Genomic DNA, 22,606 nt, shown 5'->3' with positions numbered 1-22,606 from the left:
AAAATACGAATTTTTCTGATCAACGGTTTAATTAAGGTAACATAACAAAAAAATCAGAATGAAAGAGTCACTCCTCCATTCTGATTTTTAATTAATCTTGCTTATCAGTCCTATTTGACAAAGAGCCATGTTTTTTTGTTAAACGATAATATTTTCTTGAATGGCATCTAAATTCTTAATTAGGATTTTTCGATTGACGATTTCAATGGCATCCGTATCGCGTAACTGTTGCATCATTCGATTGACGCTACTAGCCGAAGTAATCCCGCAAAATCGAGCAATTTCTTCATTCGTAACAACGAAATCAATTAATATTCCTTGTTCGGTTTCGATTCCAAACGTTTCATATAATTCATAAAGTTGCGTACAGACGGCTCCAAATTTTCCATTCATCAGCATTTGCTGCATTTTTTTCATTGTTTTTAATAGATTTACTCGATAATATTCTTTAACATAATCCTGTAATTTTGGACTATTATTAATATCTTGCCAAAATTTTACTCGATCGATTTTATATAATTCTGCCGTAGGAGATTCAATTCTAATATTAAACGGTGCATCAGTAAATTTTGAATACTCATCTTTTAGTAAAGAGGCAATTTCTAAACTGTTGATATAACGAAGATTAAATTCACGTCCATCATGAGAAATGACGCTTGTTTTAATGATTCCTTTTTTTAAAATATAGACAGAGCTATCCTGTAACCCTTCATATACGATGTACTTTTTTTTCTTTTTTAAAACAAAAGGAAAAGCGTTCGCATCTAAATAGTCTTGTAAAACATGATTATTCACTTTAATCCCCCTATGGTGTTTGATTGCTTCATTCATTATTGAACTGCAAAATGGGACAAAAAGCAATGACAAATGTTAATGTTTTTTGTAGTAAATTGATGTTTTACATATTTTTTTATAACAATTTTAATTTTTTACATAGATTGTTTCTTATATACTTCTGAATTAGATAGAAAACTTTCTAAAAAAAACGTATCATACTTGATTTGGAATGAATTCTTATCATAATTATTGAAAGAAGGAAAAATGGATGCAACAGGAGAAATTATTTAATAAAAATTTTATTGGAATTACATTAATCAATTTTGTCGTCTATCTTGTTTATTATTTATTGATGGTTATTATTGCGGTAATTGCCCAAGATAATCTACATGCTACGTTAGGACAAGCGGGTTTAGCTTCTGGAATATATATTATTGGAACGCTAATTGCACGTTTGTTTATGGGGAAAAAAATGGAATCTTATGGTCGTAAAGCTGTGCTTCGTTATGGTTCAGCCTTTTATTTAGTTACGACAATCTTTTATTTACACATTCCATCAATTGGTATTTTATATGTCGTTCGTTTGTTAAATGGTTTTGGTTATGGAACTGTTTCTACAGCTACAAATGCAATTGTAACAGCATATATTCCTGAGTCACGTAAAGGAGAGGGAATTAATTATTATGGCTTGAGTACTAGTTTAGCTGCAGCGATTGGCCCATTTTTAGGGATGATTCTTTTAAATACGACGAATTTCTATTTTATTATTATTTTTTCTATTGTATTAATTGCAGGAACAACAATTGCTAGTTTCTTATTCCCAGTTAAAAATATTCAATTAACACCAGAACATCAAGCATTAGTTGATTCTTGGTCTTTTGATAGTTTTATTGAAAAGAAAGTATTATTTATTTCCTTTATTGGTTTTTTAATGGGATTATCGTATTCTAGTGTTCTTTCTTTTTTATCCTCTTATGCGCATGTAATTAATCTAGTAAATATAAGTTCATTTTTCTTCGTCGTTTATGCATTAGTGATTACAGTGACACGACCTTTATCAGGACGGATTTTTGATCAATATGGAGAAAATAGTGTAATGTATCCGAGCTTTATTTGTTTAACGATTGGTTTATTATTACTTAGTTTCACAACATCTGGTTGGATGCTTTTGTTATCAGGAGCATTTATTGGATTAGGTTATGGTACGTTTATGTCAAATGGGCAAGCGATTTGTTTAAAAAAAGTATCTGGTCATCGTATCGGGATTGCTTTGTCTACTTATTTTGTTGGCTTAGACCTTGGATTAGGCGTCGGTCCTTATGTATTGGGTGAACTAAAAAGTTATTTTTCTTTCCAAGGAATGTATGTAATTGCGAGTTTTTTACCAGTTGCTTGTATTTTTTTATACGCCATTTTTTACCGTCAAAAAACGGTTAAATGTAATAAAACAATTGAAAAAGAAATTGAAACGATACAAACTTTGCACAATATTGAAGAATAGGAGTGGAAATAATGGATTCAAATCAAAAATTTTTTGAAGTAATGGAACAAACATTAAAAGCGCTAAATGAAATTAGTCAAAAGTTAGATGGAATTGAAAGAAATACGGATGATATTGACCATCAGCAAGAATCATTAAAAAAATCAATGTTTACGTTACAAAATATTATGAGAAATGATAATTTAATTGGTTAAATTTTTAGTTACAAAAAACTAAGTTGACAGACAGTTGTCAACTTAGCCTCTTTATACTAGTGATAAGGGAGGGAAATTTAGATGAAATTATTTAGTTTAACCAGTACAACTACCAACAATTTTGATGATCCTGAAATGTCGAAAAAAATTCAACACGTATGGTCTGAAGCTATGAAACAAGTGAAGCAGCCAAAGGTTATGTATGGCGTGTATCACAACTTTGCAAGTGATTTTCGAGGAGATTATCAGTTATCAATTGCTACAGAATCGATTCAAACCAATCAGATGTTGACAATTGATTCTAAAGCAAAGTATGAAAAATTTGAAGTTGATGGAACACAAGAAATAGGAATTTATAAGACTTGGCAAAAGATTTGGACATTGGAAGAAGAAGGAAAGTTGAAACGAGCGTATCGATTTGATTATGAATGTTATCAAGTGGATGGAGAAGTAGCTCTTTATATTGAAATTATTTAGAAGAAAAATACCAAAGTAATCGGAATGATAGAGTTTTAAGAAATAAGCGAGAAATTTCAAAAATGACAAGAAATTAGTAAAATTTTTTATTTAATATAGAATCATTTTACCGAATGCTTTTACAATCTTTGTGATTTCACGCTTATTTTATTTGTTTAATTATTCTAATAATCGCCCTTTATTTAGTTTTAGTAACTAGATATGTTAGTATAATATGAAAGAAGAAACTAGAAATGAAATGCTTGCAAACTACCAATATTTTCTTAGTAGGGACGAAAATGCACAATTGATTACAGCTATTATGTAAACTATTCCTAAGAACTGGCTAACGGATAACAATTGCCAAAGTAATGATGTCTATGGTAGTTTGTTTGGCTTAACATCGTTAAAATCTTGTCATGCAAGTGATGTCCCAGTCTTAGTTGAGGTTTATTTTTATTTCTAATTGATTTGCTTACAAAAAAGGGAGGGAACAAATAAAAAACCACTTCTTTATTTTGCGATGGGTAGTTCTTCTAATAAAAAAATGATTTTAAGTATTTTAGAAATTTTGAAAACAATGCCAATTTTAGTAATTGCACCAGTTAAAATGTACTTGTCAGAAACAGAAATTGAAATTTTTAATAAGTCTAATATTTATCTGTTTGATTGGATATCTGCAACTGAGATAGGTAAATCAATCGATCTTTCATTTATTCATGGAGGTGAAGGAACCATTCAAACTGCTTATTTATCAGGAAAACCTTTTTTAGGAATTGGGTTGCAAATTGAACAGAAAGCAAATTTGAAAATGTTTCAAGACTTTGGAAATGCGATTGTTTTAAAAAAAATAAATGCAAGATTGATTAAGGATTCAATTGAACGGTTATTGACTGATTCAATATTTTCCGAAAAGGCAATTATGATGAAGTGTTATATGGAAAAATCAAATGGATCTAAGAGAGCAGCAGCTTTTATCATTGATTTGTTAAACTGTCTTTGATGTAAAGATAGTAAGATTAGTGAGTAAAATCATCAGAAGTTGATTTTACCTGAGGTTGGGACAAAATGTGCTTATTTTATAAGAAAGTGAGCGATTCACTTTCTTAGTTGCGATTGCCAGTTGTATAACTGGCTGATTATTTCCGTAGGAACTGCTTTTGCACCACAGTTTGATCGGTTTTAAGAGATAAAACAAAAGTGGTTTTTACTTTTTGTGTCAACCTATAAAAAAAACGACGAATCAATAAAATATCATCGTCTAATAGCAAAAATAAATAAAAAAATGTACGAAATAGTAAAAAATTGATTGACTTGTTGGAAACTTGTTCTATAATAAAATAAAAAGTTGTTGCTAAAAAATATTTTTTAGCCAATAAAAATTATTAGATTTTATTGGGAATAAGTTTTATTCTTGTGAAGTGGATTTTTTTGAGTACACATTATTTTGAGAGAATTAAACCAGTACTGGCTATTTGTTTTTTCTTGCATAGGAGATGATATTGATTAATCAACTAAAGAATTGTACCGCAGTGGTTTTATGTGGTGGAAAAAGCTCTCGAATGGGCTTTGACAAAGCTTTATTAGAAGTAGATGGAGAGTTTGTTTTATTAAAAACAATTAGGCAATTAAAGAAACTTTTTGCTACGGTTTTGCTTGTAACAAATAACAGAAGTAAATTTCCCCACCCCTTTTCAACAATTGACATAGTGGAAGATCATTATCCAGGAAAAGGACCGCTTGGAGGATTGGTTACAGCTTTAGAAAGCATAAAAACAGAACGATTATTTTTACTTGCATGTGATATTCCAAAATGCAATCTTGAATTGATTTGCGAGATGATTAAGTCGATTGCAACCAATGATATCGTTGTTTGCAAGGTAGATAATCGGTTAGAAACGTTATTTGCTTTTTATCATAGTTCATGTTTACCGATTTTTAGACAGCAACTTCAGACAAATGATTGGCGCATTAGAAAGGAATTTGGTCGATTTTCAGTAAAAGAGGTGACCTTGGAGAGACCTATTTCATTAGGAAATGTAAATTTACCAGAGGATTTAGTGTTATGGCGTGAGTAAGGCTAACATGAAAGGAGCGTTCGATGGACTTTGAAAATAGTCAAGATGTTGTCAGTAGTTTAGGAGACAAAGCAGTAGTAAAAGCGCAGTTATCTTTTTTTAGGCTAAGTATTTTGGGAATTATGGCAGGCTTCTTTATTGCATTGGGCTATTTATCATTTATTAAAATTTCAGGAACTATGCCAAAAAGCTGGGGTGCATTTTCAACTTTTATGGGTGGGTGTTTATTTCCAATCGGTTTGGTAGCGCTTACTTTCGTTGGAGGTGAGTTGGCAACTGGAAATATGATGGTAATGACTCTCGGTGTTTTGCAAAAAAAAATCAACGGCAGAGATTTACTTTATAATTGGTTGGTGGTTTTAGTTACAAATTGTATCGGTGGTTTCTTGGTTGCCTATTTCTTTGGGCATATCGTAGGGTTAACGGAAGGTGCTTTTCTTGAAAAGACAATTTCAGTTGCTCAAGCGAAAATAGCAGATCCACCTTTAGTAGCATTTATTTCGGGAATTGGGTGTAATATTTTTGTTTGTTTAGCTGTTTATTTAGGCGCAATGGGTAAGACCTATCTTGGGAAGATGTTTGGTCTTTGGTTTCCTGTAATGGTTTTTGTCGTTTGTGGATTTCAGCATGTGGTAGCGAATGCTTTTATTATACCGGCAGCAATTTTTTCTCAAGCAAGTGGGATTAGATGGTCAGATTACTTAATGAATACCTTGGTTGTTTTTTTAGGAAATGCAGTTGGTGGCAGTTTATTTTTAGCTGTTCCGCTAATGTTTGTGAATGCTGAAAAAAAGGAAGTGAGAAAAACAGATGGTGTTTATGAAAAGTATCGAGGTTAACAATATGATTCAAATTGGTTCAACAGGGCGTAATAGTGGGAAGACAACGATTGCCAAAAAAATTATTGCAATGAATCATCAACGCTTTTCTATTTATGGCTTAAAAATCATTACGATTAAGGGCGCCAAGGGAAACTGTCAACGAGGAGAAACTGGCTGTGGGATTTGCACAAGTATTAGTGAAGGATATGAATTGACTGAAGAAAAAAATCGCGATGGTTCAAAAGATACGATGCAAATGTTAGCTTCTGGTTGTAAAAAAGTCTATTTAATGAAAGCGCTTCACGACTCTTTGTTAGAAGGTTTTCTTGCTTTTCTTCAATTTGTTCCAAGAGATACATTGATTATTTGCGAATCGAATTCAATTCGTGAAGTAGTCAAACCTGGATTGTTTCTAATGATGAATAATCAAAATTCAATCAAGAAAACAGCTGCTAAAGTGATTGATCAAGCCGATTTTATTTTAGAAACCCCTAAATTACCAGAGAACGTTTATTTTTATCAAACAAAAACCGGAATTCAATTTTCTGACACTAGTATCGAAAAAAGGAGAGAAATAGTATGAATTCATTAAGTTTATCAGAAAAAGAAGCCATTATATTAGAAAATGAATCTGATCCGCAACGTATATTAAATATTTTAATTGCAATTCAATATGCATCAGAAGAAGGCTATATTGATGAAGAAACCGCAAAATTAGTAGCTGATCGTTTACATCTGTCAGAAGCTCGAGTATATGAACTTTTAAGTTTTTATGCCATCTTAAAAACAGAGCCACAAGCAAAATATGTGCTTAAAATCTGTAATAGTACCCCTTGTCGATTTACAGGTGGAAGTACCATAGCAGATGTTTTAGAAACTATATTAGAAGTACCGGCAAGTCAACCTACGCCAGACGGTCTATTTATGTATCATGGAATTCCTTGTGTGGGTGCTTGTGATAAGGGACCTGTAATCAAAATCAAGGATAAAGTATTTGCCGATTTAACAGAAGCTAAAATTTATCAACTGATCGATGATCTTCAACAGGGACGTTATCAAGAGCTATAGGAGGAAGAAGAATGATCAAAAGGAATCAACCAGTATTATTAGAGCGGGTCAATAAGATGAAACAACCGACAAATGTTGAAGAATATCAAAAGTATCATGGTTTTTCTGGTTTGTTGAAAGCGACTGAAATGAACAAAGAAGAGATATTAAGTGAATTGGACATTGCTCATTTAAGAGGTCGTGGTGGTGCAGCTTTTCCATTAGGAAAAAAATGGCGCCATTTATATGGATCGAAAGGTGACACCAAATATATCGTTTGTAATGCTGATGAGGGAGAACCGGGAACATTTAAAGATAAGACTTTGTTAGAATTTGACCCTTTGAGTGTGATTGAAGGAATGGTGATTGCCGGTTATCTGTTTTCTGCTAAAGCTGGTTTTATCTATATGCGCGGAGAATATCGAAGGATTCAGAAGGTTTTTCAAGAAGCTCTAGATAATGCTGAAAAGGCTGGATTTTTAGGTGAAAATATCTTAGGCATTCAAGGGTTTAATTATACGATTACGATTATTTCTGGCGCTGGCGCCTATGTTTGCGGCGAGAACTCTGCCTTGTTAAATTCTATCGAAGGAAAAACAGGTCGTCCTAGAGTGAAACCGCCACATTTAGCTGATGTTGGTTTGTATTTAAAGCCAACTTTAGTAAATAATGTGGAATCATTTGCGGGAATTCCAGTTATTTTACGTGAAGGTGGTCAAGCGTATCTTGACTTAGGAACGGAAGATGGCGGAGGAACGAAACTAATTTGTCTATCTGGTCATATTAAAAATCGTGGCTTGTATGAGGTGAACCTTGGTACATCACTACAAGAAATTCTTTATTCGGAAGAGTATGGTGGTGGCTCATCGACTGGACGACCATTAAAATTTATTCATTTTGGGGGACAATCAGGTTCAATTGGAGCCGTTAAAAACTTGGAAGACTGTATTTATTCTTACGAGGGATTATGGGATAAAAAGCTTTCTATTGGATCTGGTGCTATTGTTGTAATGGATGAGCAAGTAAGTATAGTTGATTATTTAGTGGAGGTTGCTGCTTTTTTTGCTCATGAATCTTGCGGGAAATGTACCCCTTGTCGCATAGGAACGACAAGAATTTTAGAATTATTGCAAAGATTCAATACACAATCCGCTGTTGATGGAGATTTGGAACGTCTAGAAAAAATGTTGATGCATGTCACGAATCTTTCGGCTTGCGGTTTAGGACAATCGGTTGCTAATCCAATGAAAAGTGGTTTAGCTGAGTTTCCAGAAGAATTTGAGGCAGGAATTCGTCAAGCAGTTGCGCCAGTAAAAGGGGGGCTTTGGTAAGATGGAAACAAAAATCAAAACAGCTACAGTCACGCTAACAATCGACAATCAAACAATCACTGTTCCTAAAGGGACGACCATTTTAGAAGCAGCTGAATTGTTGAATATTGAAATTCCTACTCTTTGTCATTTAAAAGAATTGGCACCTGATGGTTCATGTCGGATGTGTACAATCGAAGTAGAAGGTGGACGTAAAGGCGGACTTACCACTGCATGTACCGCTCATTGTCAGGAAGGAATGGTCGTCTATACAGAATCTGATCGAGTAAATGACTCCCGCCGCTTTGTTCTAGATCTTTTATTAAGTGATCATAAGTTAGAATGTTTTTCTTGTGGGAAGAATGGAAATTGTAAACTACAAAATTATTGCTTAGAATATGGGATTGATGAGACGAGTTTTACGGATGGAAAACGAATGCCTTGCCATCAAGAAGATACAAGTAGTCCTTTTTTTGATTATGATCCAGAAAAATGCATTATGTGCCGACGTTGTTCAAAAATTTGTCAATTCCGTCAAGGGCGTGATGTGATTAGCATTGCTAATCGTGGATTTGATACAAAAATGTTGCCAAGTTATGGCGCAGAGTTTGACCAATCGATTTGTGAGTCATGTGGCAATTGTGTTTCTAATTGTCCGACTGGTGCTCTGGTAAGTAAAGATCATAAAAAATATCGTGAGTGGGAAACAAAAAAAATTGCGACGACGTGTCCTCATTGTGGAACAGGTTGCCAAATGAATCTTGTTGTAAAGGGCAATAAATTAGTTGGTGTAGAACCGATTAATGGAGCAGCCAATAAAAATCTTTTATGTGTAAAAGGAAAGTTTGCTTCTTATAAATTTGTCGGTTCAGGCGATCGTCTGACAGAACCATTAATTAAACGAAATGGCATTTTTGAACCAGCTAGTTGGGAAGAAGCATTAACCTTAGTGGCAGATAAATTTAGTGAGTTAAAAGACGAACACGGTCCAGATACATTAGCGGGTTTTTCTTGTTCACGGTCGATAAATGAAGATAATTATGTATTTCAAAAAATGATGCGTGCTGCGTTTGGAACTAATAATGTGGATAATTGCGCCCGTGTTTGTCACTCGGCCTCTGTTCATGGTTTAGCACATACGCTAGGCTCAGGTGCTATGACTAATCCAATTGCTGATATTACGACAGATGTTGATATGATTTTATTAGTTGGTTCTAATCCCGAAGAAGCTCATCCGGTAATCGGTTCACAAATTCGTCAAGCAATGCAGCGTGGAACAAAAGTGGTTGTTGTTGATCCTCGTAAAATCGATTTAGTAAAAAATTGTGAGCTTCATCTACAATTGCAAGCAGGAACGAATGTCGCTTTTGCCAATGGCATGATGCATGTGATTTTAAAAGAAGGACTTGCAGATCAAAAATTTATCGAAGAAAAAACGGAAGGATTTGAAGCACTAGAACGTTTAGTTGCAGAATATACGCCAGAAAAAGTTGCGGAAATTTGTCATATTGAAGCAGAGGATTTAATTAAAGCAGCGAGATTATATGCTACCGCAGAAAAAGCACCGATTATTTATTGTTTAGGAGTAACTGAACATTCAACAGGAACTGAAGGAGTTATGAGCATGTCTAACTTAGCGATGCTTGTTGGTAAAATCGGTAAATCTGGTTGTGGCGTAAATCCTTTGCGTGGACAAAATAATGTTCAGGGTGCTTGTGATATGGGATGTATGCCCTATGATTTTCCTGGTTATCAAAAAGTAGCTGATCCTAAAGTGATGGAGAAATTTGAAAATGCTTGGAATGTTAAGCTAAATAAAAATGCTGGAATGACGTCTACTCAAGTATTGCCTGCGGCTACAGAAGGAAAAATCAAAGGCTTATATATTTTTGGAGAAGATCCAATTGTAACGGATCCCGATACGACACATGTCCGAAAAGCGTTGGAAAGTTTAGAATTTTTAGTGGTACAAGAATTATTTATGACAGAAACAGCTGCTTATGCTGATGTTGTTTTACCAGGGATTAGTTATGCGGAAAAGGATGGAACATTTACAAATACAGAGAGACGGGTCCAACGAGTTCGTAAGGCAGTTACACCAAAAGGAAAAGCTAGAGAAGATTTTGCTATCTTTTGTGAGGTAATGACACGTCTTGGCTATCCTTGTCAGTATGATTCAGCAAAAGAAATTATGGATGAAATTGCTAGTGTCACCCCAACATTTGGTGGGATTAATTATGATCGCTTAGAAGAAACAGGCGGACTACAATGGCCTTGTCGTACCAAAGAAGATCCAGGTACACCAATCATGCATGTAGGACAATTTACTCGAGGAAAAGGTTTATTTATGGCGATTCCTTATAAGAAGTCAAGAGAATTACCTGATGAAAGTTATCCATATTTAATGTCCACTGGTCGTATGCTATATCACTATAATACGCGGGCGATGACAGGTCGGACAGAAGGAATCAATCAAATTGCGGATCATTCGTATATTGAAATAAATACCATTGATGCAGAAAAATTAGGTATTAAGGAAGGGCAGAAAGTAATCGTTACATCTAGACGAGGAACCATTGAAACGTATGCGGCAGTTGGAAATCGTGTTTTTCCAAATGAAGTGTTTATGACATTTCATTTTCCTGATGGCAATGCCAATGAACTGACTAATGCAGTATTTGATGATATTGCAATTATTCCTGAATATAAGGTTTGTGCAGTTGCTATCAGATCAGCCAACTAAAGAGGAGAACTTAATGATTGAAGTCGAAGAAGCTAGGGACAAAATTCATCATGTTTTAGCTCAACAAAACCGTGTAGAAAGTATTCCTATATTAGAAGCGGTTGGTAGAGTTTGTGGAGAAGATATTTTTGCGAAAAGTCCGGTTCCTCATTTTCCAAGGGCCGGAATGGATGGTTATGCTGTCCGCGCCAAAGAAACAATAGGAGCTAGTATAGAGCAACCTGTTTCATTAAATGTGGTCACTACTATTTTTGCAGGAGACATGGAACAACAAGCAAGTTCTTCTTTTGGTACAGCTGTAAAAATTATGACTGGCGCACCAATCCCAGAGTGTTACGATGCTGTGATCAAACAAGAATGGACGGATTATGGTAAAAATGAAGTGAAAATTTATCATGAAATCGAACCAGGAACCAATTATGGTTTTATAGGTGAAGATGTTTATGAGGGGCAAAAAATCCTTTCAAAATATCAGTTGCTTAACAGTCGTGCAGTAGGTATTTTAGCTGCTCAAGGTATTGTAGAAATCAAGGTTTTATTACCAATGAAAATCGGAATTTTGGCAACAGGTAATGAATTGATCTCTTTTGAAACACCATTAACTGCTGGGAAAATCTATGATAGCAATTTATATACACTAGCTTCGTTCATTCAATCAAGTGGGAGTAAAATTATTTTTAAAAAGCATTGTTTAGATGAAATTGAAGAAATTAGTCATGTTATTCGAGAGAGAGTTAACGATGTAGATTTATTGATTACAACGGGTGGCGTTTCAGTAGGAGAGAAGGATTTAATGCCTCAAGTGATTGAACATCTAGGGGGAGAACGACTCTTTCATTTTGTCAATATGAAGCCAGGTACACCTGTGATGGCGAGCTTGTATAAAAACCAAGTGATTTTAAGTTTGTCAGGGAATCCATTTGCTTCAGTAGTTAATTTACATTTATTTTATTGGTCAAGCTTAGCTCATTTTATGAATTGTCCTAAATTAAATTTAGAAAAACGTGAAGTTCGATTAGCGGAAGAATTGAAACAATCCAGTATTCGTCGTTTTGTTCGGGCATATGAAGAAAATGGTATCGTTTCTTTACTGTCAAACGTTCATTATTCTTCTGTTTTTCATAATACGTTGGAAACGAATTGCTTGATTGATCAGCCAGCTAAAAAAAAGCTTAAAAAAGGCGATTTTGTTACTGTCTATTATTGGAAATCCTAGTAATGAGCAATACAGAAGTAAAAAAGTTGCTGATGTAAAATAATAATCAAAATTTATGGCATTGTTTTTTTAGTAGATCAAAGCCAAAAAGGAGAGAATCTTGGAAGTATATAAAGTTGGGATTATTACATTAAGTGATAAAGGATACCAAGGTCTTCGTAAAGATGGATCAGGTGTAGTTATAAAGCAATTAGTTCAAAATCAGTATGATGTAATCAAGCAAGCGATACTACCAGATAATAAAGAGAAATTAAGTTCGTTATTAATCGAGTGGTGTTCGTGTTGTGATTTGATTTTGACAACGGGAGGCACTGGATTAGGCGTTCGAGATATTACACCTGAGGCAACATTAAGTGTTGGTGAAAAGGAAATTCCAGGGATTAGTGAAGGGATGAGAATGAATAGTATTAAAAAAACACCATTTGCTATGTTGAGTCGAGGCATCGCTGTTCAACGTGAGAAAACTTTAATTATTAATTTGCCTGGAAGCCCTCAAGGAGTTAAAGAAAATTTAAGTTATTTATTACCTATTTTGCCACATGCCCTAGATATTTTAACGGATCGAAAGCCAAACCATTAAGTGAACGGAAATAGTAGTAGCTAATATTATTTAAATGGAGTGAAAACCCAGAATTTACTTGAATAAACTAGTGAGTAACGTTAGCACTGGGAAATCAATTAGCTATTTTCATGGTAAAATAGGAAATATAGCTATTCACTTTTCAGGAGAAAAAAGGTAAGTAGTTAATTTGATTTTAGGAGGTCTAGGGTATTAATAGACAAAATAATGAAAGTCAACTGTTAAAAAATCAAACTGCAAAAGATGAGTATATTCGGTTAATTAATAAAATAGAAGATTATATCGAAGACCATTTAGCCGAAAAAATAACATTGGATGATTTAGCGAAGCATACCTTACTATCGAAATATTACTTTCACAGATTATTTAGTAAATTTAATGATGAGTCTATCTATCAATTTATTATTCGGATTAAAATGGAAAGAGCTGGTATCTTTTTAATTGTACGAGAAGACATCAGTATGATTGATATTGCTTTTCGGTATGGCTATGACAATGTTACTTCTTTTAATAAGGCGTTCAAGAAGCATTTCGATCTTTCGCCATCAGCCTATAGAAAAGCAAGAAAGGAAAAGAAGTTGTAAATCGAATCCGCTATACTTTTATTAAAGGAGGAGATAGCAATGGAAAAACCAACGATCACAACTGAAACAATTGAAATGAAAGTTATTTATATCCGATTTAGAGGAAGCTATGTTCAATTTCGAAAAAACAGCCGAAAATTATTTAATGAACTATTTGCTTTTGCAGAAAAACAGGAGCTTGTTGAAGAGGATGTAACAAAAGTTTTAACGATTTATCACGACAACCCTTTTATTACAGCCGCAAATGATTTACGAACGAGTGTTGCAATGACGGTACCTGTGTCAACTGAAATCGTTGAGGAAGGTCAAATCAGTTCGATGATAATGCGTGGGAAATATGCTGTATTGCATTTCAATCTATCGCTTGGAGAATACGAAGAAGCTTGGAAATATACGTATTCGGATGAACTATTAAAAAATAAAAGCTTTAAATTAAGAGATGCAATCCCGTTTGAACTGTATGTGACTGAACCACCTAAAAATTTTAAAGCGAAAAGCAAAACAGATATTTATATTCCAATTGAGTAAGATAATAAGAGTCTTACTAAGAAAAAAATGAGAGTGAAACGATCTTTATTATTGAAAAGAGAACAATCCTTAAAAATCAAGAAAAAACATTCGATTTCCGAATGTTTTTTCTTGATTTCTATACTTTTTATCTATTATGTTTGTTGAACTCTGACTAAAAACAAAAAGGAATAACTATTTAATTTAAACTATCTCTTTATTCTAAAAGAATCAAAATCATTTATTTTGAAGTTCGAATGAACCCACTTTTTCAATCGATTCGCCTGAAAGATCATCAGTCAAATCAACCTGGACTTTGTAAATAGATTCTTTATCAAGCGCACTCAAGTTAAATGACAATTCAAATTCACCAGTGATTGGATTAACAATCTGTATAGTAGGTTGTTCTTCTTCAGCTTTTATGCCATTTTTATAAATGGTAGCACTGTAACTTTTATTTAGTGCATCTTGCGGTTCTTGTAATAAATCTTTATTAATTGCACCTTTGGCCACAAAAGTAACAGTAGTTTGTAATTCATCACTTTTCGCAGTTATATCAGTGATATTTTCTACATTACTGATTACGGGTGTTGCAGTTTGAGTCGAAGCTTTCACGTCTAGTTTAAAACGCCAGTCTCCAGAATACTCTAAAGCAGGAGTCACGCTAAACGATGTTCCTTCAGAAGTTACTAATGGTTCATTTGCCGCTGCTATAAATTCATCATGATCTATCCATGCTAATTGATTGATTACTAAAGTTAATTTTGCATCCTCAGGAATTTTATCACTATCAAATGTTGAAGCCACAGCACCATAAAACATATTTCCCTCCATACGGAAAGAAGAATACGAAGTTACGTCACTATTTAGGTCTTCAGGATCTCCTTCGTTAAATAATTGATACATAATATCTTGAGCATTGGAGCCTGTAGCAATATTTTTTTCCAATAGTATTTTTAGCTGTTCATCCTTGATTTCAAATTGATAATCAAAAATGAGTTTTTTCTTGGTAAAAACAAATTTAGTCAGTGTGATTTCGAGACCATTTTGTGTACTAGTTAGGTTAACCGTACTTGGAACAGGAACATCAGGTGTTTTTACTGGTTCAATTTCTTGTTTTGGAGTAACGCCTAATCCTATAGCATTTTTAATTGCAGAATTTATTTGCGGATTAAGGAGTATAATCCCAATTGTTATTGCAATAGCAGCAGTTTCAATAATAAGTAAAATTCCTTTTTTATAAACTTTACGGGCTTCTTTTTGTTCGATTTCTCCGTTTAAAATTCGTTGTCGATTTTGTAGCAATTGTTTCTTTACAGTTTCAGGAATTTCTTTTTCTTGTTTAATCAAATCAATTTGCTTTTTAGTCATCTAGTTCTCCTTCCAATGAAATCTTTAGTAAATTTCTACCACGTGAAAGCCTTGTTTTAACCGTATTAAGTGGAATATCTAGTTGATCAGCAATCTCTTTCATACTAAAGCCTGCATAATAATATAAAATAATAGGAATTCTATATCGCTCGGATAAGTTCTGAAATTCTGAATTCAAATTTTCCTGGTTATACGTGTTTGTTTCGGATGCTATAAACTGTTCTTCGAGTTCGATAAAATCGATTTTCTTCTTTAAACGATCTTTTGCGTTATTCAACATAATTTTGAAAATCCAGGAATTGAATGCTTTTTCATTTTTTAGTTGTTTAATATTTTGCCAAGCGTTGATTTCAGTTTCTTGTAAACAATCTGCGACATCTTCATTATTCTGTAATATTTTATAAGCAGAGTTATACAATACATTTTGATACTTTTCACACAATTGAATAAAAGCGTGCGCATCGCCTTTTTTCGCTTGTTTAACTAATAATTGTTGCGTTGTTTCCCCCATAACAGCCTCCTTATTTCCCCATCTACATATTAGACGATGAATTGAGTGAAAAAGTTTCAAAATTTTTTTGATTAATAAAAAACCTTCCAGAAGTAACATCGGAAGGGGCTTGTTATTTTTTTAAGTGAATTTTAAAGTTGTGAAAAATGAATGTTGATTATATTTTTAAAGTTATTTTTCTATAAGTTGATCTTCGAAAAGTAGTTGATTTTTTTGACACCAATCTCCAAATGCTTCATAAACAGGTAAAAGGCTTAAGCCTAATTTTGTCAGCTGATATTCAACACGAAGAGGGAGTTCAGCATTTTCTTTACGTAAAACAAAGCCATCTTTTTCTAAATTTTTCAATTGCTGAATCAATATTTTATGAGTGACAGCTGGAATTTCACGTTTTAACTGACCATATCTTAGACGATCGTTGCAACCTAGATGATAAATAATTTGCATCTTCCATTTGCCTCCAATCAATGATAAGACTTTTTCAATTTTCTCAAAGCCATAATCTTCTACGGTACATGGATAATTTTTTTCTGTTTTCATCAAATCTCCTCCAAGCAGGTTACTTACTTTTTTGTGCGTAATTGAGCGAATATACTGCCTATTATATACTGAATGAAAGAAATAAAGAAGGTGGTTATTGATTATGAAATTACTTAGTGCTGTTATGGCGATTGCTTTTTTTGCAAATGCGTTTCTCCATGTATTATTGATTTTAGGTTACCCATTAGGTGAATTTGTGCCTGGAGGTAAGTATAAGATACTGCCTAAAAAGATGAAAAAGATAAGCGGATGTTTAATCATTTTATGGCTCTTTATTGGTTTATGTTACCTTAGTTTTGGAAAAATAATCAAACAATCAATGTTCAATTTGTTTGATAGAAATATTATTATCTGTGCAACTTTATTTTTATTTTGTGCAATTTTTTCGAATGGCTTTTTAACGAAGAGTAAAAAAGAGCGTTTGGTTATGACACCTTTTTGCGTGATTTCTTTTATTATCAGTATAATTTTGCTGGTATTCAATAAATAGGTAGTCATCACTAGTTAGTAGACATAAAAGTTAGCTCATCGGATCATAGCAAATAGTAGCGACTTTTCATCGGTAATTACAAACGCTAGATTGCAAGAGCAAATAATTGACAGGAGTGCAAAAATCGATTATTATTTTGAAAAACATAACGATTGAATGTTTTTTTGAGAGGAGAAGAAAATGGGAAAGAGATATACAAGTAAAGAAGCAAAAAATATGATTTTAGACGTAGCTTCGATACTTTTTGTTAAAAAAGGTTATGAAAAAACGTCAATTTCTGACATTGAACGGGGATTGAATGGATTGACTCGTGGTGCGATTTACCATCATTTTTCGAATAAGGAAGAAATTATCAAAGCAGTTGTTAGGAGATTTACCCCAGAGGAGTCTACTTTACTACAAGTGGATGAACGAGATGATCTTAATGGTTTAGAAAAAATTCAAGAGCTGTTAATGGAAAATCTTTTTAACGAAGAAGCTGGAGCATCAATGAATTTAGGGTATCCATTATTAAATGATCCTAAATATTACTCGATGTATAATGCACAAATCGTTGAAGAAATTGTTCCACAAATCGAACGTTATTTGATTGAGGGAAACCAAGATGGATCATTATCTGTTCAACAACCCAGACAGATGGCTGAAATTATTATTTTATTGATTAGCACTTGGTTTATTCCTGGGCTTTTTCCTACGACAATCGATTCATTTTTTGAAAAACTAACTGCTTGTTCGCGCGTTTTCGCTCAAAGTGGTATGAATATTTTAAATGAAGATGTGATGGAAGAAATCTTGACGAGATTAAAAATGAAAATGGAGGAACAAAATGACTAAGAATAAAATAAAAAAACCATTATGGAAGCGAATTTTAAAAGGATTGGGTCTTCTCATTGCTGGAATTGTCGTTTTACTAGGGTTATTCTTAGCAGGGACGACAATCATTCATCAAGTTAGTTTGAAAACTGAAGCGAAAGAAATTAAATCGTATGGAGAAAAAATTGATTTATTTGATGGACAGATAAATGTTGTTAGTGAAGGAAGTGGTGAGAAAACAATTTTTTTACTTCCAGGTCAAGGGACAGCAAGTCCTTATCTAGATTTTAAACCGCTAATCGACGAATTAAAGAGCGACTATCGAATTATAACGGTCGAACCTTTTGGTTATGGGTTAAGTAGTCAAACCAATCGTGAACGCACAATCGAAAATTATGTAGAAGAATTACATGAGGTTGCTAAAAAAATGAATATCAAAGAATATTATCTAATGGGTCATTCAATTGCTGGATTATATGCTGTTAATTATGCACAAATTTATCCAGATGAAATGCAAGGATTTATCGGGATTGATTCGAGTACACCTGAACAACCATGGCCTGGAATTGATATGCGTGCGATTGATTTTTTAAAGACAGCGGGTATTTTCCGTTTTATGATGAAGCTTAATCCAGAAGGAACAATCGGTAGACCTCAATCAGATCCGGATTTTGAACAATTAAAATTATTGACGTTGAAAAATGGTAGTAGTCGTAATATGAGTGAAGAATTACAAGAATTAAGTAACAGTTTTCCAAATTCAAGAGGATTGACGTACCCTAAAAATATGCCTGTACTGCTTTTTGTTGCTAAAAATGAAAGCAACATGGATCATTGGTTAGAATATCACGAAGATCAAGTTAAAGGATTAGATAAGGGCAAGGTCATTGAATTGGAAGGTAAGCATTATTTACATCATACTCAAACGCCTGAAATTGCAAAACAAATAAAATTATTTCTAAATAGTGATGGGAAGAAGGCTTAAAAGGTGAAAAAGCTGTTTAAAGTTATGGGTGGGACTTTATTAGGGTTACTAGTGATTATTATCCTAGTATTTGCTGGAATATATATCAACAATCGTATCAAACTTAATCAAGAAGCAAAAAAAATCGTTCCATATAGTGAAAAAATAGATGTGGAGAAGCAAAAAATGTCTGTTCAAATTACTGGTTCAGGCGATGAAACGATCGCATTACTTCCTGGGTATCTAACAGGTTCTCCAGTATTAGATTTTTCACCATTAACGAATGAATTAGCTAAAAATTATCGAGTAGTTGTGGTTGATCCTTTCGGTTATGGACAAAGTGATGATACGGATAAAGAACGTTCTGTGGAAAATTTAACAAAAGAATTACATTCAACACTTTCAGAATTGGACATTCATGACTATCATTTAATGGGTCACTCGATTTCTGGTGTTTACAGCTTGGATTATATCAATACTTATCCAGATGAGGTAAAAAGCTTTATTGGGATCGATAGTAGTTTGCCTGCGCAGGGTGGGGCTGACGATAATCAAGAAGGAGGGATTGAACTTCTTGGAAAGTCTGGTCTATATCGTTTACTTGTTGGACTAGATCCTACTATGTTGAATCCACCAACTCTAACAGACGAACAATTAGAACAATTTAAGTATATTTCATTAAAAAATATAGGCTCTAAAGCGACCGTCAATGAGGGGAAAGAAATGGCTGAGAACTTTAAGAAAACAGAGCCCCTTAGTTATCCTAATGAATTACCAGTCCTTTACTTCTTGGCATCAGAAAGTGTCGATCCTGATGAATCATGGTTGTCGATCCATGAAAATATGATCAAAGATAGTAAAAAAGCTGAAATCAAAATTTATGAAGGAAGTCATTATTTACATCATACTAAGTCTAACGAAATAGCTCGAGAGGTTAAAAATTTTCTTGAATGACTTTCTAAACGATAGTTAACAATCTAAGCTAAACTGAGTACTGTTGACATAAAAATATTACTTTTTTATACTATAGGTAAGTGATGTATGAGTTGAAACGATTGAGGTGAAAGAAGCATGTTGACTAAAGAAGAATTGCCTTTTTGTCCTGTAGCAACGACGGTAGATTTGATAGGTAACAAGTGGAAACTATTAATCATGCGGGAGCTACTAAAAGGTACCCAACGTTTTAATGTGATTCATCGTTCAATTGATGGAATCAGTCAAAAAGTATTGACACAAAATTTGCGTCAAATGGAAGCCGATGGTTTAATCAATCGTGAAATTTTTGCTGAAGTTCCACCAAGAGTTGAATATTCATTAAGCGAATTAGGAAATTCACTGCGGCCAATTATTACTGCAATGAGCGATTGGGGAACCGAATATATTAAGCATAATTTGATAGGAGAATCAGAAAGCAAAACTAGTTAAAAATCATCATTTGACTAAACAATGTTTTATTAAATAAAAAGTAGGAATATTTATATTAGGTACTAAAAGGTAAGTATCTAATATAAAAGTACCTACTTTTTTTATTTATTTTATTCTTGCATACTAATGAATAGAAGAACGTTCGATAAAAAGTATTGAAACCTAAAATCAATAATATTACTAAAATTTGGGAGGAAATTGATGAAAGCAATCGTTATTTCTAAAGCTGGTGGGGTTGAAAAGTTGATTTATCGTGAAGTTTCTAAACCCAAAATAAAGCCTAATTGGTCGTTGATTAAAGTTAAGGGATTCGGAATTAATCATTCGGAAATTTTTACTAGAGAAGGGAAATCTCCGACTGTTCAATTCCCTAGGATTATAGGTATTGAATGTGTGGGTGAAATTGAGGAAACCTCTGACCCGAATCGCTTAGCTATTGGTCAAAAAGTGATTTCTATGATGGGAGAAATGGGACGAGCTTTTGATGGAAGCTATGCGGAATATGTATTAGTGCCTAATGAACAAATCTATCCTGTAGAGACAACTTTAAGTTGGCGTGAGTTAGCAACGATTCCAGAATCTTACTTTACCGCTTTTGGGTCACTAGAAAAACTTCAACTAAAAGAAACGGATCGTGTTTTAGTACGAGGGGCTACAAGTGGTGTTGGTCTTGCTTTTTTGAAGCTTTTAAAAGCCAAATATAAAAATATTCATGTAAATGGAACAAGTCGAAGTTTAGCAAAAGAGAAGTTATTGTTAGAAGCTGGTTTTTCAGCAGTTATTGAAGATAAAAAAGGACAATTGCAAACCAATCATAACTATCAAAAGATTTTGGAATTAGTTGGACCAGCAACAATTAAAAATAGTATTAAACATATTGAGACGAATGGAATTATTTGTAGTACAGGACAATTAGGTGGTCGTTGGTTTTTAGAAGAGTTTGACCCAATTATTGACTTGAATAGAGCCTATTTGACTAGTTTTTATTCAGGTGTTGTCAATGAAAAAAAACTAGCTGAATTGTTTAAGTTTATAAAAAAATATCGAATACAAATTGAGCCTGAGAAAATTTTTTGCTTGAAAGAAATTCAACAAGCACATGAATATTTGGAAAGTTCTCATAGTTTCGGGAAGGTAATTATTTTAATTGAAGATTGACTATAGGGACAAAAGCGATTAGTTCCGAAAAACGAGTAGGTATTATACAATGGCAGCACTTTTTTTCCTTTATTTTACAACAATTTCAACCTATTTCTGAAAGAGGTACTTTTCTATCACTCATTTTATTTTACTAGTAGGTAAAAAAGTATTAAGATTTGATAAGCTAAAATAATAGATAATCATTGAGAAGAACTTTATAATAGTAATGAAATATTAGCAACTAAGCATATTAAAGGAGAGAAAACAATGTCATTACTATTAGAACCTACTGAAATAGCTGGATTAACGCTAAAAAATCGTGTTGTTTTATCGCCGATGTGTATGTATGAAGTGCAGCAAGAAGATGGGTTATTGACACCTTTTCATTTTGCCCATTATGGTGCGCGTGCAATAGCTGGTGTTGGACTAATTATTATTGAAGCAACCGCTGTTGAACCAGATGGAAGAATCTCAAAGCACGATCTTGGTTTATGGAATGATGAGCAAAAATTAGAATTAACTAAACTAGTTGAAAATCTTCATTTATTTGGTGCTAAAGTGGGTGTTCAATTAAGTCATGCGGGACGAAAAGCACAAGACGCAGTCCGTCCACTTGCACCAAGTGCAATCCCACTTAATAATCATTCAAAAACGCCAAATGAAATGACAAAAGAAGAAATCCAAAAAATACAAACCGCATTTGTTCAAGCAGCTAAACGCGCTCAAGAAGCAGGTGTAGACATGATTGAATTACATGGAGCGCACGGATACTTGATCAATGAATTTTTATCACCTTTGACCAATAAACGCATAGATGAATATGGCGGAACGTTAGAAAATCGCTATCGCTTTTTGAAAGAAACGATTGAACAAGTTCGAGTTTTCTATAAAGGTTCTTTGTGGGTTCGTTTATCCTTAACAGCATACGCACCAGCGAACGAACAAAATAGTATCGAAGATTGGCAAACTATTGGTCGCTGGCTTGAGCAAGATAGCATCAATTGCTTAGACATTTCCACAGGTGGGATACTGGATCGAAGACCAGATATTCCAGTTTATTCAGGCTATCAAGTGCCATTTTCAGTTGCTATGAAGGAAGCAGTTTCGATTCCAGTGACAGCTGTCGGTCTGTTAGATAATGCTGGTTTATGCGAATATTTACTACAAACTAATCAAGTAGACCTTATTTTGCAAGGACGAGCATTGCTTAGAAATACAAGTTGGTTGGCAGATGCAGCACGTGAATTACATGATACAGAATTCAAAGTGTACAATCATTCGTATGAAAGAGGTCAAAAGAAGTAAATTGTTAAATTTACACAATTTTTTTAAATAGGTCAAAGCCTTAAACAGAGATGATTTTGTTTAAGGCTATTGTTTTATTCATGCTAATCATTGGCGTGAAAGGTATCTAACGTTTTGTTTGGCTAGAGTTTTTTTTTGCTTGAAATTCGGAAATAAATCAAATTTGGTACCCTTTTCATTTTGATTATGTTAGTATCATAGGCAAAGAATATGTAACGAATATACAGTAAGAG

At 33.6% G+C, this 22,606-nt stretch carries 25 protein-coding genes; 21 read left to right on the top strand and 4 right to left on the bottom strand.

Translation table 11 applies throughout. The features are described from left to right. Nucleotides 1–138: 138 nt before the first annotated feature. Nucleotides 139–831, bottom strand: coding sequence for a Crp/Fnr family transcriptional regulator (locus ACYSNW_RS15930; protein WP_461746163.1), 693 nt, complete (start codon nt 829–831; stop codon nt 139–141). A 214-nt stretch (nt 832–1,045) separates the two neighbouring features. Between ACYSNW_RS15930 and ACYSNW_RS15925 the strand changes: the two genes are divergently transcribed. The 14 genes from ACYSNW_RS15925 (at nt 1,046) to ACYSNW_RS15860 (ending at nt 13,835) form a co-directional block, all read left to right on the top strand. After that, complete coding sequence (locus ACYSNW_RS15925; RefSeq protein WP_461746161.1) at nt 1,046–2,278, top strand: MFS transporter; 1,233 nt, start codon at nt 1,046–1,048, stop codon at nt 2,276–2,278. Nucleotides 2,279–2,289: 11 nt separating this feature from the next. Beyond that, entirely contained in the window at nt 2,290–2,472 is a 183-nt protein-coding gene (locus ACYSNW_RS15920; protein WP_461746159.1) for a hypothetical protein, read from the top strand. Nucleotides 2,473–2,553: 81 nt separating this feature from the next. Continuing rightward, nucleotides 2,554–2,949, top strand: coding sequence for an effector binding domain-containing protein (locus ACYSNW_RS15915; RefSeq protein WP_461746157.1), 396 nt, complete (start codon nt 2,554–2,556; stop codon nt 2,947–2,949). Nucleotides 2,950–3,394: 445 nt separating this feature from the next. Then, complete coding sequence (locus tag ACYSNW_RS15910) at nt 3,395–3,931, top strand: glycosyltransferase (protein WP_461746156.1); 537 nt, start codon at nt 3,395–3,397, stop codon at nt 3,929–3,931. Between the two features lie 499 nt (nt 3,932–4,430). Then, nucleotides 4,431–5,006 (top strand): molybdenum cofactor guanylyltransferase, encoded by a 576-nt coding sequence (gene mobA, locus ACYSNW_RS15905; RefSeq protein ID WP_461746154.1) that lies wholly within the window; start codon nt 4,431–4,433, stop codon nt 5,004–5,006. Between the two features lie 23 nt (nt 5,007–5,029). Continuing rightward, nucleotides 5,030–5,845, top strand: a complete 816-nt coding sequence (locus tag ACYSNW_RS15900; RefSeq protein ID WP_461746152.1) for a formate/nitrite transporter family protein — start codon at nt 5,030–5,032, stop codon at nt 5,843–5,845. Then, on the top strand, nt 5,826–6,410 hold the full coding sequence (locus tag ACYSNW_RS15895) for a hypothetical protein (RefSeq protein ID WP_461746150.1): 585 nt from the start codon (nt 5,826–5,828) through the stop codon (nt 6,408–6,410). The genes ACYSNW_RS15900 and ACYSNW_RS15895 overlap by 20 nt, the downstream gene beginning before the upstream one ends. After that, complete coding sequence (locus tag ACYSNW_RS15890) at nt 6,407–6,895, top strand: NADH-quinone oxidoreductase subunit NuoE family protein (protein ID WP_461746148.1); 489 nt, start codon at nt 6,407–6,409, stop codon at nt 6,893–6,895. Before ACYSNW_RS15895 ends, ACYSNW_RS15890 begins: the two co-directional genes overlap by 4 nt. Before the next feature lie 11 nt (nt 6,896–6,906). Further along, nucleotides 6,907–8,205, top strand: a complete 1,299-nt coding sequence (locus tag ACYSNW_RS15885) for a complex I 51 kDa subunit family protein (RefSeq protein ID WP_461746146.1) — start codon at nt 6,907–6,909, stop codon at nt 8,203–8,205. 1 nt (nt 8,206) lies between these two features. Next, nucleotides 8,207–10,927: a formate dehydrogenase subunit alpha gene (gene fdhF / locus ACYSNW_RS15880; RefSeq protein WP_461746144.1), complete on the top strand. Its 2,721-nt coding sequence runs from the start codon at nt 8,207–8,209 to the stop codon at nt 10,925–10,927. Between the two features lie 13 nt (nt 10,928–10,940). Next, nucleotides 10,941–12,143, top strand: a complete 1,203-nt coding sequence (locus ACYSNW_RS15875; protein WP_461746143.1) for a molybdopterin molybdotransferase MoeA — start codon at nt 10,941–10,943, stop codon at nt 12,141–12,143. Between the two features lie 100 nt (nt 12,144–12,243). Beyond that, a complete protein-coding gene (locus ACYSNW_RS15870) occupies nt 12,244–12,723 on the top strand; it encodes a MogA/MoaB family molybdenum cofactor biosynthesis protein (protein ID WP_461746141.1) in 480 nt (159 codons plus the stop codon). A 311-nt stretch (nt 12,724–13,034) separates the two neighbouring features. Continuing rightward, nucleotides 13,035–13,307, top strand: coding sequence for a helix-turn-helix transcriptional regulator (locus ACYSNW_RS15865; RefSeq protein WP_461746140.1), 273 nt, complete (start codon nt 13,035–13,037; stop codon nt 13,305–13,307). Nucleotides 13,308–13,346: 39 nt separating this feature from the next. Next, entirely contained in the window at nt 13,347–13,835 is a 489-nt protein-coding gene (locus ACYSNW_RS15860) for an AraC family transcriptional regulator (RefSeq protein WP_461746138.1), read from the top strand. A gap of 216 nt (nt 13,836–14,051) precedes the next feature. Here ACYSNW_RS15860 and ACYSNW_RS15855 read toward each other — a convergent pair whose 3' ends face one another. The 3 genes from ACYSNW_RS15855 to ACYSNW_RS15845 all read right to left on the bottom strand — a co-directional run bounded on the left by ACYSNW_RS15855 (nt 14,052) and on the right by ACYSNW_RS15845 (nt 16,236). Next, entirely contained in the window at nt 14,052–15,185 is a 1,134-nt protein-coding gene (locus ACYSNW_RS15855) for a hypothetical protein (RefSeq protein WP_461746136.1), read from the bottom strand. Next, nucleotides 15,178–15,696 (bottom strand): RNA polymerase sigma factor, encoded by a 519-nt coding sequence (locus ACYSNW_RS15850; protein ID WP_461746134.1) that lies wholly within the window; start codon nt 15,694–15,696, stop codon nt 15,178–15,180. Before ACYSNW_RS15850 ends, ACYSNW_RS15855 begins: the two co-directional genes overlap by 8 nt. Nucleotides 15,697–15,867: 171 nt before the next feature. Then, entirely contained in the window at nt 15,868–16,236 is a 369-nt protein-coding gene (locus tag ACYSNW_RS15845; protein WP_461746133.1) for a winged helix-turn-helix transcriptional regulator, read from the bottom strand. 103 nt (nt 16,237–16,339) lie between these two features. Between ACYSNW_RS15845 and ACYSNW_RS15840 the strand changes: the two genes are divergently transcribed. The 7 genes from ACYSNW_RS15840 to ACYSNW_RS15810 all read left to right on the top strand — a co-directional run bounded on the left by ACYSNW_RS15840 (nt 16,340) and on the right by ACYSNW_RS15810 (nt 22,373). Beyond that, nucleotides 16,340–16,726, top strand: a complete 387-nt coding sequence (locus ACYSNW_RS15840) for a hypothetical protein (RefSeq protein WP_461746131.1) — start codon at nt 16,340–16,342, stop codon at nt 16,724–16,726. Nucleotides 16,727–16,906: 180 nt separating this feature from the next. After that, complete coding sequence (locus tag ACYSNW_RS15835; RefSeq protein ID WP_461746129.1) at nt 16,907–17,560, top strand: TetR/AcrR family transcriptional regulator; 654 nt, start codon at nt 16,907–16,909, stop codon at nt 17,558–17,560. Further along, nucleotides 17,553–18,524 (top strand): alpha/beta fold hydrolase, encoded by a 972-nt coding sequence (locus ACYSNW_RS15830; RefSeq protein ID WP_461746128.1) that lies wholly within the window; start codon nt 17,553–17,555, stop codon nt 18,522–18,524. The genes ACYSNW_RS15835 and ACYSNW_RS15830 overlap by 8 nt, the downstream gene beginning before the upstream one ends. A 3-nt stretch (nt 18,525–18,527) precedes the next feature. After that, entirely contained in the window at nt 18,528–19,457 is a 930-nt protein-coding gene (locus tag ACYSNW_RS15825) for an alpha/beta hydrolase (protein WP_461746127.1), read from the top strand. Nucleotides 19,458–19,574: 117 nt separating this feature from the next. Further along, nucleotides 19,575–19,928, top strand: a complete 354-nt coding sequence (locus ACYSNW_RS15820; RefSeq protein ID WP_461746125.1) for a winged helix-turn-helix transcriptional regulator — start codon at nt 19,575–19,577, stop codon at nt 19,926–19,928. A 201-nt stretch (nt 19,929–20,129) separates the two neighbouring features. Continuing rightward, nucleotides 20,130–21,086: an alcohol dehydrogenase catalytic domain-containing protein gene (locus ACYSNW_RS15815; protein WP_461746123.1), complete on the top strand. Its 957-nt coding sequence runs from the start codon at nt 20,130–20,132 to the stop codon at nt 21,084–21,086. A gap of 249 nt (nt 21,087–21,335) precedes the next feature. Beyond that, nucleotides 21,336–22,373: an oxidoreductase gene (locus ACYSNW_RS15810; RefSeq protein ID WP_461746121.1), complete on the top strand. Its 1,038-nt coding sequence runs from the start codon at nt 21,336–21,338 to the stop codon at nt 22,371–22,373. The last annotated feature ends 233 nt before the right edge of the window (nt 22,374–22,606 follow it).

The sequence above is a fragment of the Enterococcus sp. LJL99 genome, from assembly GCF_054871725.1.
The sequence above is the reverse complement of the archived record's forward strand: the minus strand, read 5'-3'. Positions and strand labels throughout refer to the sequence as shown.